Raw genomic sequence first — 12,019 nt, 5'->3', positions numbered from 1 at the left:
TCGCTCGCTCGGCCCGGCGGGCCTGCTCCCTCCGGTCGCATTCCTTTCGCGGGTCGTCCGCTCAAGTGTGCGCCATCGCCGTGATGGCCTTGGGACTGCCCAGCCGCGCCTGCCAGCGCCGGTAGAGATCCCCAAAGTAGTTCTGCGCCCGGTGCAGGCTTTGCGCCGCCAGCCGCAGCGCCCATGAGGGTTGTCAACCGGGTTGTGGATTTCCGCCAGGTTTTTTCAGTGAGGTGATCGTCGCGCGCAGGAGCGGCGTTCGCCGTCCGGAGTCGCGCCTCTTCCGGCCATTTTTCCGCTGGTCGCCTGCACGGGGGTGCAACATCCTGAACCGATGACTGGCCCGGACATTTTCCTCGCGGTTTTGCTGCTCGCCGGCTTTGCCGTCGTCATCTTTCTGCTGTCCCGCCGCCCCGAGAGCGGCATGCGGGAGCAGCTGGCCGGGACGGAGGCAGCCTTGAAGGCAGAGTTCAACAAGGCCACGGCCGACATGGCGGCACGCGTGGAACAGGTGAAGGGCGGTTTGCAACTGGAGCTGGGCGACCGCCTCCAGACGGGCTTGAAGGAATCCCGCGCCGAGCTGGCGCAGGGGCTGGCCCAGCTTTCGGGCACGTTGCAGAGCAAGTTCGAGCAGCTCGCCGAATCGCAGGCCCAGTCGGCGCGCGTGGCGCGCGGCGAACTCGCGCAGTCGCTGGACGCCGCCACGAAGACGTTGCAGGCGCGCTTCGAGGGGCTGGAGCAGAAGACGTCCGCGAATCTCGAAAACATCCGCGCCAAGGTGGATGAAAAGCTCCAGAGCATCAGCGAGCAGGTGCAGTCGAAGCTGGAGAAGAACATCCAGGAGGGCTTTGCGCACTTCAAGGCGGTGCAGGAGCATCTCAAGGCCGCGGAGGAGCAGTTGCGCAACGTGGGCGCGGTGGGCACCTCGATCAACGAGTTGAACACGCTGCTCAAGCTGCCGCACTTGCGCGGCAAGTTCGGCGAGGCCGAGCTGAGCCGGCTGCTGGCGGATTTTCTGCCGGCGGCGGCGTTCGAGGAGCAGGTCAACATCGTGCCCGGCTCGCGCGAGGCGGTGGACGCGGTGGTGAAGTTCCCCAAGTTCAAACTGCCCATCGACAGCAAATTCAACCGCGAGGCGATCCTGCCGCTGTTCGAGACGAATGATCCAGGCCAACTGGCCGGGGCGCGCGCCCAGCTGGCCACCGCCATCAAGACGCAGGCAAAGAGCATCGCGGAAAAATACATTCACCCCGAGCACGGCACGACCGATCTTGCCCTGATGTTCCTGCCGAGCGAGACGATTTATTTCGAGGTCATCCGCGACGGCGAACTGCTGGCGGCCATCCACAAGCTGAACGTGTTTCCCGTGTCGCCCAACACGCTGGTCATCACACTGCGCTCGATCGCGATGAGCATGAGCCAGTTTGAATTCGCCAAGAGCGTCGAGAAGACGCTCGAACAGATCCGCCTCGCGCAAAAACATTTTGGCAACTTCCAGAAGAAGTTTGAGGACGTGGGCGAGGGGCTGGAAAAGGCGCAAAAGGCCTACGCCATCGCGACGAATCACCTGGTGAAGTTCACCAACAGCACCATCCGCCTGACCGGCGAGCCCGCGCCCGAACTGCCGGCGGAGTCCGAGCCGACGCCGACGGCCTGAACGCTTCACCCCTCACGGACAATTATTGGCAAGGGAATGCCAATTTCGGCGTAGTTCTCCGCGGACCCAATGGTTTCCCATGCGCCGTGACCAATGACCGGCTTTGCGTTTGCCGGACCGGTCACGCGGCATGGCCGAAACGATTACCATCGACGCCCCAACGCCGGTCCCCGACGGACCGGCGGCGGCGGTTTGCTGCCGGCATTGCGGCCTGCCGTGCCGGGCCGGCGCCGTCCACGCGGGCGGGCATGACTTCTGTTGCGCGGGCTGCCAGACCGTTTTTGAAATTCTCACCGAAAACGGCCTGAGCCACTTCTACCAGCTCAACGAACGGGCGGGCGTTACCATCCGGCGGCCCACGCGCCGGGAACAGTTCCTTTTCCTGGACGAGCCCCCGGTGCGGGCGAAGCTGGTGGATTTCAGCGACGGCCAGGTCAGCCGCGTCACGTTCACCATTCCCAGCATGCATTGCATTGCGTGCGTCTGGCTGCTGGAAAACCTGTTCCGGCTCAAGCCCGGCATCGGCCGGTCCACGGTCCATTTCGCGAGGAAGGAACTCGCCGTTCAATTCACTGACGCGCAGGTGACCCTGAGTGAACTGGTCACCCTGCTGGCGTCCCTCGGCTACGAGCCCGCGTTGAGCCTGGGCAGCCTCGACGGCGCGCAACGGACACCGACCGACCGCCGGCTGCTCCTGCAAATCGGCGTGGCCGGCTTTGCCTTTGGGAACATCATGCTCATCAGCATCTGCCTCTATCATGGGCTCGATTCGGTGAGCGCGGTGCGGTTCACGCCGGTTTTCGGCTGGTTGTCGCTGCTGCTGGCCCTGCCGGTGCTGGTTTACAGCGCGGCGGATTACTGGCGCGCCGCCGGGACGTGCGTGCGGCAGCGCGTGCTGACCATCGAACTGCCCATCGCCGCCGGCCTCGTCGCCCTCTTTGCGCAAAGCGTTCACGCCGTGCTGGCGCACACCGGCGCGGCCTACTTTGATTCCCTCTGCGGGCTGATTTTCTTCCTGCTCATCGGCCGCTGGTTCCAGCAAAAGAGCTACGAACGGTTGAGCTTCGAGCGCGACTACAAATCGTTCTTCCCGTTGTCGGTCGTGCGCCTGGGCGCGCGCGGCGAGGAAACGGTGCCGCTGTCCGCGCTGGCCGTCGGCGACCGGCTCCGGCTGCGGCATGGCGAGCTGGTTCCAGCGGACGCCCGCATCGTCGGCGGCACCGGGCTGATCGATTACAGCTTCGTCACCGGCGAAGCCGAGCCGGTGGCCAAACAGGTCAACGACCTCGTTTACGCCGGCGGCCAGCAACGGGGCGGGCTGCTCGAATTGGAAACCGTCAAGCCCGTGTCGCAAAGCTACCTTACGTCGCTCTGGAATCACGAGGCGTTCACCAAGCCCCGCGCGCGCCCGCTGGATTCCGTGCTCAACCGCTACGCGCGGCGGTTCACCGCCGCCGTGGCCGTGATCGCCCTCGGCGCCGGGCTCGCGTGGTGGCTTCAAGGCCAAACGCCCCTCGCCTGGAAAGCGTTCACCTCAATCTTGATTGTCGCCTGTCCGTGCGCGCTGGCCTTGAGCGCGCCGTTCGCGCTGGGCACGGCGCAACGCGTGCTCGGCCGGCAAAACATCTTCGTCAAAAATCCACAGGTGCTCGAAACCCTCGCGCGGGTGGATGCCGTCGTGTTCGACAAAACGGGCACGCTCACCGCGCCCGGCGGGGCCCGCGTTGAATTCACCGGCGCCGCCCTGTCGGCCGGGGAACAGGCCTGGCTGGCGGCGGTCACCCGGCAGTCCACGCACCCCCTGCCCGTCCGCATCGCGGCCGCGCTCGAGCGGGATTGGCCGGCCGCCAACGTGACTGCCTTTGCGGAAAAACCGGGTTGCGGCGTGGCCGCCACCGTCGATGGCCACGCGGTGCTGCTCGGTTCCGCGCGTTGGCTGGGCGAACAGGGACTGGCCCTGCCACCGGCCGCAACTGAACGCAGCGCCTCGGTGTATCTGGCAGTGGACGGCAAGTATCGCGGCGCGTTCACGATGTCCTCGCCGTTGCGCGCGGGTCTGACGGACCTGGTGCGCGATCTGGCCCCGCAACATGAACTGGTGCTGTTGAGCGGCGACAGTGCCCGGGAACAGGCCCGGTTTCAGGCGCTGTTCGGCACCGCAGCCCATTTGCACTTCCACCAGACGCCCCAGGACAAGCTTGAGTTCATCCAGCACCGGCAGGCGGAAGGCCAAACGGTGATGATGGTGGGCGACGGTCTGAACGACGCCGGCGCCCTGCGCCAAAGCGACATCGGCGTGGCGGTGGTGGAAAACATCGGCGCCTTTTCGCCGGCCAGCGACATCATCCTCGCCGCGGCGGACGTGGCGCGCCTGGCCGACGTGCTGCGTTTCGCGAAAGCCGCGGTGCGCATCGTCTGGTTGAGCATCGCCCTGTCGGCGGCCTACAACGTCGCCGGGCTGGCCATCGCCGCCAGCGGCCGGCTGTCGCCGCTCGTCTGTGCCGTGTTGATGCCGGTGAGTTCGATTTCCGTGGTGGCTTTCGCCTGTGGCGTCACGCGCTGGGCGGCGCGCCGGGCCGGGTTCGGCCCCCGGAGCCGCCTGACCGCAGGCGCAGCCGGCGCGGTTCGCGGCGCCCGCCCGGACGACCTGGCTTTCGCCCCCGGAGGTGCTGCGTGAACGCCCTGTATCTCATGCTGCCCGCGAGCCTGCTGCTGGCCGGCCTCTTTCTGGTGGCCTACATCTGGTCCGTGCGTTCCGGGCAATTCGAGGACACCGAGACGCCCGCGCTGCGCATGCTGCCAGAGGACCCGCCCCTTTCGCCCAAAGCCACTGACTTGGAAACCCGGAACCCAAACACACCAACATGACGAACGTAGAAACCTTCAAATACGACAACCGCGTTGTCCGCGCGTTTGCCATCGCCACCGCCTTCTGGGGGTTGATTGGCACTGCCGCGGGACTGCTGATTGCCTGCCAGTTGTTCTGGCCGGACCTGAACCTCAACACGCCCTTCACCACGTTTGGTCGCATCCGGCCGCTGCACACGAATGCGGTGATCTTCGCCTTCGTGGGCAACGGCATGTTCACCGGCATCTACTATTCGCTGCAACGGCTCTGCAAGGCCCGCATGTTCAGCGACGGGTTGAGCTGGTTCAATTTCTGGGGCTGGAACGCCATCATCGTTTCCGCCGCCATCACGCTGCCGCTCGGGCTCACCACCTCGAAGGAATACGCGGAGCTCGAATGGCCGATCGACATCGCCATCGCGGTCGTCTGGGTCGCGTTCACCGTGAACCTGCTGGGCACCATCCTCCGGCGGCGCGAGAAGCACATGTATGTCGCGATCTGGTTCTACATCGCGACGGCCATCACGGTCGCCCTGCTGCACATTTTCAATTCGCTCGAAGTGCCGGCCAGCCTGTTCAAGAGCTACTCGATTTACGCCGGTGTGCAGGACGCGCTCGTGCAGTGGTGGTATGGCCACAACGCGGTGGCGTTCTTCCTGACCACGCCCTACCTCGGCCTGATGTATTACTTCCTGCCGAAGGCGTCGGGCCGGCCGGTGTTCAGCTACCGGCTCTCGATCATTCACTTCTGGGCGCTGATCTTCGTTTACATCTGGGCGGGGCCGCATCACCTGCTCTACACCGCGCTGCCCGACTGGGCGCAGTCGCTGGGCATGGCCTTCTCCGTGATGCTCATCGCGCCGAGCTGGGGCGGCATGTTGAACGGCCTCCTGACCTTGCGTGGCGCGTGGGACAAGGTGCGGCAGGAGCCCATGCTCAAGTTCATGGTCGTGGCCGTCACCGCCTACGGCATGGCGACGCTCGAAGGCCCGACGCTCGCCATCAAGAGCGTGAACGCGCTGTCGCACTACACGGACTGGACGATTGCGCACGTGCACACCGGCGCGCTCGGGTGGAACGGCTTCCTCACGTTCTCCATGCTCTACTGGCTGTTCCCGCGGCTGTGGAACACCAAGCTCTGGTCCACCAAGCTGGCCAACTACCATTTCTGGATCGGCCTGCTGGGCATGATGTTTTACGTGGTGCCGATGTATGTCAGCGGCGTGACGCAGGGGTTGATGTGGAAACAATTCACGCCGGACGGCTTCCTGCAATACCCGAACTTCCTCGAGACAGTCATCCGCATCGTGCCGCTCTACAAGCTGCGCGCGCTCGGCGGTTCGCTGTATGTGTTCGGCATCGTGCTGATGATCGTCAATCTCTACAAGACCGCCAAAGCCGGCCAGTTCATCGGCGACGAGGAGGTGCAGGCGGCGGTGGACCGCGCGCCGGAGCACGCCACGAAAGGTCACTGGCACCGCTGGCTCGAGGGCGTGCCGGTCACCTTCACCGTGCTGACGACGCTCGCCGTCATGGTTGGCGGCCTCATCGAAATCGTCCCCCTGTTCCTCGTGAAGGAGAACGTTCCGGCCATCGCCAGCGTGAAGCCCTACACGCCGCTCGAGGTCATGGGGCGCGACATCTACATCCGTGAAGGCTGCGTGGGCTGCCATTCGCAGATGGTGCGGCCGTTCCGCTCCGAGACCGAACGCTACGGCGAATACTCCAAGGCCGGCGAATTCGTTTACGATCATCCGTTCCTGTGGGGCTCGAAGCGCACGGGGCCGGACCTGCACCGCATCGGCGGCAAATATCCCGACGCGTGGCATTACAACCACATGGAGAATCCACGCTCGACCTCGCCGGGTTCGATCATGCCGAATTATCCGTGGCTGTTCTCACAGACCATCGACACCAACGCCCTGCCCGGCCGGCTGAAGGCGCTGCGCACGGTCGGCGTGCCCTACCCCGCCGGCTACGAGAACGGCCCGGCGCAAAAGGAGCTGGCCGCGCAGGCGGAAAAGGTCGTGCAGAACTTGAAGGCCGGTTCCATCACGAACGCGCCCGCCGACCGCGAAATCATCGCGCTGATTGCGTTCCTGCAACGGCTCGGCACGGACATCAAGTCCGCGCCTGCGGCCACGAACGTCACCACCACCGCCGCCTTAACCCGCTGACCTCATGTTCAAAAGCATTCTCACCCTGATTGGCGGCATCGAGCACTACGGCTTGATTTCCTTGGGCATCTTTTTCGGCGTGTTCAGCGCGATGCTGATCTGGGCGTTCACCCTGAAAAAGCCCTATCTCAACCGCATGGCCGCCGCGCCGCTCGAAAACCAACCCGCCGACCTGAATTCAGAAACGACCCATGAATAACGAACCCCAAGATCCGCTGTTGCTCGATCACGAGTATGATGGCATCCGCGAGCTCGACAACAAACTCCCGCGCTGGTGGGTGTGGTTGTTCTGGAGCTGCAACATTTTCGCGGTGTGCTACCTGGGCTATTACCACGTGTTCGCCCGCGGCAGTCTCGCCACCGAAGGCCAGATGCGCACCGAATACGAGGCCGAAATGAAGGCGGGCAACGCCATCAAACAGGCGGCCATGGCGAAGTTCGAGGCGGAAATGGCCACCCAGACGCCTTCGCCGGACCCCGCCGTCATCGCCCAGGGCCATCAGCTCTTCCTCAAGCTCTGCGCCCCGTGTCATCGGCCGGATGGCGGCGGCCTCGTCGGCCCGAACTTGTGCGACGATTACTGGATTCACGGTTCGAACTTCGTGGACAACCTCCGCACCATCTGGAACGGCGTGCCCGCCAAGGGCATGGTCACGTGGAAGGGCGTGCTGAAGCCGGCGGAGATTTATGCCGCCGCCAGCTACATTTACACGCTGCGCGGAACCCATCCCGTGAACCCAAAACCGCCCGAGAATCAGGCGCCCGTGAAAACCGGCCCGTCGGAGTTTGAATAAGACGTTACGGAGAACCATGGCGAACGAAGACCAGCCCAAGCCCGCATCCGAGGAACGCGACAGCGTCCAGAACGTCAACTGGAACGACTTCCGCGATCATTTGTCCACGGCGGACAAGGAAGGGCATCGCGTGTGGCTGTATCCCCGGAAGCCGCGCGGGCGCTATTACCTCGCGCGGCTCTGGGTCAGCTTCGGGTTGATCGCCGTCATGTTTGCCGGACCGTTCATCCACATCAACGGCAACCCGCTGCTGATGATCAACCTGCCCGAGCGCAGGTTCTCGATTCTCGGCGTCATCTTCTGGCCGCAGGACAACCTGATCTTCGCGTTCGGCTTCCTGTTGTTCCTCACCGGCATTGCCGTGTTCACGGCGGCGTTCGGCCGGTTGTGGTGCGGCTGGACCTGCCCGCAGACCGTGATGATGGAAATGGTCTTCCGCCGCATCGAATACTGGATCGAAGGCGACGCGCCCGCGCAACGGGCACTCGACCGGGCGCCGTGGTCGGCCCGCAAAATCTTCCAGAAACTCGCCAAGCACGGCCTCTTCCTCGGGTTGTCCTTCGTCATCGGCAACACCCTGCTCGCCTACATCATCGGCAGCGACGCCTTGCTGAAGATCATTCGCGACAACCCGGCCAGCCACCTGACCGGCCTGACCTTCATGGGGTTGTTCACCCTGCTGTTCTACGGCATTTTCGCGCGGTTCCGCGAACAGGCCTGCACGTTCATCTGCCCCTACGGCCGCTTTCAATCCACCTTGCTGGACGAAAACACCATCGTCGTGGCCTACGATTACAAGCGCGGCGAGAAACGCGGCCCGCTGCGCCGGAGCCAGACCGCCGCGGAACGCAAAACCAGCGGGGCCGGCGATTGCGTGGACTGCCACCAGTGCGTCGCCGTGTGTCCAACGGGCATCGACATCCGGAACGGCACGCAAATGGAGTGCGTGAACTGCACCGCGTGCATCGACGCGTGCGACAACGTGATGACCAAAATCGGCCGGCCGCGCGGACTGATTCGCTTCGCCTCCCTGAACGGCATCGAAAAGGGCGAACGCCTCCGGGTGACGCCGCGCCTCATCGGTTACTGCACGGTGCTGCTCCTCCTGGGCCTTGGTCTGGTCACCCTCCTGCTTACCCGCTCCGACGTGGACACCGCCCTGCTCCGCGCGCCCGGCGGCCTGTTTCAAACCTCGCCGGACGGCCGCATCAGCAATCTCTATCTGCTCAAGCTCACCAACAAAACGCACCACGACATGCCGGTGGAACTGAAGCTGGAAAACATCGACGGCACGCTCAGTGTTTTTGGCGGCCAGGCGGTCGTGCCGGGCGAACAGCAAATCGAATCGTCCGTCCTGGTGGAAATCGCCCCCGACCAGCTCGCCTCCGGCAACACGCCGCTCGTCGTCGGCGTTTACTCGGGCGGCAAACGGCTCGACACCGTCAAAACCATTTTCATCGGCCCGCGCCGGTAACCCATTCGTCCTGTCATGAAAACGTTCAATCCCTGGCCCGTCAGCCTCATCGCCTTCTTTTCCGTCGCGATCTGCAGCGCCGTCGCCTTCGTCATCTTCTGCAACCGGCACAAGGTGGATCTCGTCGCCGCGGATTACTACGAACAGGAAGTGCATTACCAGGACCAGTTGGACCGCGTCCATCGCGCGGCTTCGTTGCAGGCGGCCGCCACCGTGCGCTACGACGAAGCGGCCCGGCGCATCACGGTGTCGCTCCCCGCGAGCCATCGCGGCGCCGCGTTGAAAGGCTGGATCCAGTTGTATCGGCCTTCATCCGCCAAACTGGATCAAACCCTGCCCCTGCAACTCGACGCCCAGGGGACCCAGGCCATCGACGCCGCGCAGTTGAGCACGGGGCTGTGGCACGTGCGCATGTCGTGGAAGACCGGCGGCGCGGATTATTATTACGATCAGAAAGTCATCATCGGCCTGCGTCAGGTGGCGCAAAGCCAGCCGGACCGACCGCTTAACCCTCGTCCGCCGGGCCCGCTGCCCGTGCCGTTCTGATGCAACTCTGGACCGCCTTCGCCCTCGGCCTCGCCGGCAGCCTGCATTGCGCGGGTATGTGCGGTCCGCTGGTGCTGGCCCTGCCCGCCGCGCCGGGCCGGTGGGGAACGCACCTCGCGGGCAAACTCGCCTACCACGCGGGCCGCATCCTGACCTACGCGACGTTGGGATTGCTCTTTGGCGGGCTGGGGCAACTGCTCGGCCTCGCCGGCTGGCAACGCTGGATTTCCGTCGCGACCGGCGCCGCCATCCTGCTGGGCGTGTCCGCCTGGCCGCTGCGCCACACCACCGTGCTCATCTCCCGCCCCGTCGGGTTCCTGAAAGCCATCCTGGGACGCCTGCTGCGCCAGCACCGGCTGCCCGCGCAATTCGCGTTTGGCGCGGTGAACGGACTGCTCCCGTGCGGACTCGTTTATTGGGCCGGCGCCGCCGCCACCACCACCGGCGATGCCTTGGGCGGCGCGCGTTACATGGCGCTGTTCGGCCTCGGCACGGTGCCGATGATGCTGGGCCTCGCCCTGGCCGGCCGGCTCCTGCACCTGCGCCTGCAACGGTATTGGCGCAAACTCGTGCCCGTCAGCTTCGGCCTCCTGGCGGCGCTGCTCATTCTGCGCGGACTCAACCTGGGCATTCCCTACGTGAGCCCACACATCGATCCAACCACGCCCGCCAACGCATCCTGCTGCGACTCCCACGCGCCAACCCCTGGCGGGCGGGAGCGGCTCGAATAATGTCGTGGTCGCCCAATCGGATGGGGCGCGATTGCGGCCAATCAAAGTCAGCACTCCGCATTCCGCACTCCGCATTCCGCACTCCGCATTCCGCATTCCGCATTCCGCCTTAACCATCCAGCGGACTGCGCACGCCGAGGCCCGGCTTCTGCATGACGTGGGTGTAAATCTGCGTGGTGCTCACGTCCTTGTGCCCCAGCAAATCCTGCACGGTCCGGATGTCCGTGCCGCCCTCCAGCAGATGCGTGGCGAAGGAATGGCGCAGCACATGCGGCGACACGCGCTTGAGCAGGCCAGCCTTCATCGCGCCCAACTTGACGGCTCGTTGCACCGCTGCATCCGTCACGTGATGACGCCGACGCGCCTTCGTTTCCGGATCCACGCTCAGTTCCGCGCTCGGGAACACCCATTGCCAGCCCCACTCCCGCCCCGCCTTGGGCCACTTCACCCGGATCGCCCCCGGCGTCCACACCTCACCGAAGCCCGCCGCCAAGTCTTTCTCGTGCAACTCGCGCGCCCGGTGCAACTGCGCCTGCAACGCCTCGCGCAAACTTGTCGGCAACATTGTCACCCGGTCCTTGTCCCCCTTGCCGCCGCGCACGATCACCTGCCCGCGCGCAAAATCCAGATCCTTCACCCGCACTCGCAACCCCTCCAGCAACCGCATCCCCGTGCCATAAAGAAACCGCGCGATCAACTGCGGCGTCCCCTCCATCGCGTCCAGCAATGCCCGCACCTCCTCACGACTCAACACCACCGGCACCCGCTCCGGTCGCTCCGCCCGCTCGAATTCGCCCAGCGCCCCCAACTCCATCCCCACCACTTCCTGATACAGGAAAACCAGCGCGTTCAAAGCCTGGTTCTGCGTCGAGGCCGCCACCTGACGTTCCGCCGCCAGATGACCGAGAAACGCCCGCACCTCCGGTCCGCCCAGGTCTTTGGGATGGCGCTTCCCGCTCCACAGGATGAACTGCCGCGTCCAATGCACATACGCCTCGATCGTGCGGGGCGAGAACCGTTTGAACCGCATCACCTCCCGGCACTGGTCCAGAAACCGGAGCTTCGGATTGGGGATCAAGCGGCCCAAAGTCCGCTCCCTCTCCGGCCCGCCTGCGCGGGAGGGAGAGGGCTGGGGTGAGGTAGGGTCAGCCATGAACTAGGCCAAACAAATAACTTGCCACCCGCCAAAAGCCAGCCTTCAATTCCACCATGCCCGAGCGATCTAGGCCAAACCGCCCCGTGCTAGACCTTACCCACGTTTGGCCGAATCCATGTTAGCCGTCATCGAGAGCGCCTTGTCACGAGCCACCATTTTATGCCAGCACCTGATGAATCGGAGTTGAGAGCACATATGGAAGCCATCTGCCAGAAGTTGCTTGAGGCTGGTTGGCTGAAGGAGTTTTTCTTTCATGACACGAGAGGCTTGTATGGCATCAAGTGGACACCGAAAGGCATCGAGAGAGCCAGGTGGGTGAATTTGATTGGAGATGAGTTGAACCTCGGACCGAAAGGACTGACGGCGTTATTGACGATATGTCACGAGCACGCACCACACGAATGACGGCTCGTAAGAAACTAGGCGTGTAAGTTCAGGTGGTGGTGATGAGTTTAAAGCCGAGGGCGGTGGCGGATTGGTGGAGGCGTTGAATCTTCTTGAGCTTCAGTTTTTCTTCGGCGTGTTGCCACACGGTCGGGTCGTAAGGGGTGCGGTGTTTGATCAGGTGCCAGAGGATGCGGGCGAGTTTGTGCGCCATGGCGGTGATGGCCTTGGGGGTGCCCAGCCGGGCTTTCCA

Annotated in this window: 11 protein-coding genes; 9 read left to right on the top strand and 2 right to left on the bottom strand. The window is 64.4% G+C overall.

Translation table 11 applies throughout. From position 1 onward, the window contains the following. Positions 1-334 precede the first annotated feature (334 nt). The 9 genes from rmuC (at position 335) to VFV96_08855 (ending at position 10,226) form a co-directional block, all read left to right on the top strand. A complete protein-coding gene (gene rmuC, locus VFV96_08895) occupies positions 335-1,657 on the top strand; it encodes a DNA recombination protein RmuC (protein HEU5070515.1) in 1,323 nt (440 codons plus the stop codon). Positions 1,658-1,787: 130 nt separating this feature from the next. Continuing rightward, entirely contained in the window at positions 1,788-4,334 is a 2,547-nt protein-coding gene (locus VFV96_08890; protein HEU5070514.1) for a heavy metal translocating P-type ATPase metal-binding domain-containing protein, read from the top strand. Next, a complete protein-coding gene (gene ccoS / locus VFV96_08885; GenBank protein HEU5070513.1) occupies positions 4,331-4,525 on the top strand; it encodes a cbb3-type cytochrome oxidase assembly protein CcoS in 195 nt (64 codons plus the stop codon). Before VFV96_08890 ends, ccoS begins: the two co-directional genes overlap by 4 nt. After that, complete coding sequence (gene ccoN / locus VFV96_08880; protein HEU5070512.1) at positions 4,522-6,681, top strand: cytochrome-c oxidase, cbb3-type subunit I; 2,160 nt, start codon at positions 4,522-4,524, stop codon at positions 6,679-6,681. Before ccoS ends, ccoN begins: the two co-directional genes overlap by 4 nt. Positions 6,682-6,685: 4 nt before the next feature. Beyond that, positions 6,686-6,880 (top strand): hypothetical protein, encoded by a 195-nt coding sequence (locus VFV96_08875; protein HEU5070511.1) that lies wholly within the window; start codon positions 6,686-6,688, stop codon positions 6,878-6,880. Continuing rightward, the gene (locus VFV96_08870) at positions 6,873-7,475 is read left to right on the top strand and encodes a cbb3-type cytochrome c oxidase N-terminal domain-containing protein (GenBank protein HEU5070510.1); all 603 of its coding nucleotides are present in this window, start codon (positions 6,873-6,875) and stop codon (positions 7,473-7,475) included. The genes VFV96_08875 and VFV96_08870 overlap by 8 nt, the downstream gene beginning before the upstream one ends. A gap of 16 nt (positions 7,476-7,491) precedes the next feature. Next, on the top strand, positions 7,492-8,949 hold the full coding sequence (ccoG, locus tag VFV96_08865) for a cytochrome c oxidase accessory protein CcoG (protein HEU5070509.1): 1,458 nt from the start codon (positions 7,492-7,494) through the stop codon (positions 8,947-8,949). Between the two features lie 15 nt (positions 8,950-8,964). Continuing rightward, positions 8,965-9,495 (top strand): FixH family protein, encoded by a 531-nt coding sequence (locus VFV96_08860; protein HEU5070508.1) that lies wholly within the window; start codon positions 8,965-8,967, stop codon positions 9,493-9,495. After that, entirely contained in the window at positions 9,495-10,226 is a 732-nt protein-coding gene (locus VFV96_08855) for a sulfite exporter TauE/SafE family protein (protein HEU5070507.1), read from the top strand. Before VFV96_08860 ends, VFV96_08855 begins: the two co-directional genes overlap by 1 nt. 109 nt (positions 10,227-10,335) lie before the next feature. On the opposite strand, the gene VFV96_08850 is transcribed toward VFV96_08855, so the two are convergent. Both VFV96_08850 and VFV96_08845 read right to left on the bottom strand, forming a co-directional pair. Further along, positions 10,336-11,379: an integron integrase gene (locus VFV96_08850; protein HEU5070506.1), complete on the bottom strand. Its 1,044-nt coding sequence runs from the start codon at positions 11,377-11,379 to the stop codon at positions 10,336-10,338. Positions 11,380-11,815: 436 nt separating this feature from the next. Continuing rightward, a partial coding sequence (locus VFV96_08845) for an IS110 family transposase (protein HEU5070505.1) occupies positions 11,816-12,019 on the bottom strand: 204 nt, incomplete at its 5' end.

It is taken from the genome of Verrucomicrobiia bacterium, assembly GCA_035765895.1.
Taxonomy (GTDB): Bacteria; Verrucomicrobiota; Verrucomicrobiia; order Limisphaerales; family DSYF01; genus DSYF01.
The sequence above is the reverse complement of the archived record's forward strand: the minus strand, read 5'-3'. Positions and strand labels throughout refer to the sequence as shown.

Bases quoted from the DNA above. Each gene is read 5' to 3' on its own strand.
- rmuC (HEU5070515.1), top strand. From the start codon at position 335: ATGACTGGCCCGGACATTTTCCTCGCGGTTTTGCTGCTCGCCGGCTTT.
- VFV96_08855 (HEU5070507.1), top strand. From the start codon at position 9,495: ATGCAACTCTGGACCGCCTTCGCCCTCGGCCTCGCCGGCAGCCTGCAT.
- ccoG (HEU5070509.1), top strand. From the start codon at position 7,492: ATGGCGAACGAAGACCAGCCCAAGCCCGCATCCGAGGAACGCGACAGC.
- VFV96_08850 (HEU5070506.1), bottom strand. From the start codon at position 11,379: ATGGCTGACCCTACCTCACCCCAGCCCTCTCCCTCCCGCGCAGGCGGG.
- VFV96_08860 (HEU5070508.1), top strand. From the start codon at position 8,965: ATGAAAACGTTCAATCCCTGGCCCGTCAGCCTCATCGCCTTCTTTTCC.
- VFV96_08890 (HEU5070514.1), top strand. From the start codon at position 1,788: ATGGCCGAAACGATTACCATCGACGCCCCAACGCCGGTCCCCGACGGA.
- VFV96_08875 (HEU5070511.1), top strand. From the start codon at position 6,686: ATGTTCAAAAGCATTCTCACCCTGATTGGCGGCATCGAGCACTACGGC.
- ccoN (HEU5070512.1), top strand. From the start codon at position 4,522: ATGACGAACGTAGAAACCTTCAAATACGACAACCGCGTTGTCCGCGCG.
- VFV96_08870 (HEU5070510.1), top strand. From the start codon at position 6,873: ATGAATAACGAACCCCAAGATCCGCTGTTGCTCGATCACGAGTATGAT.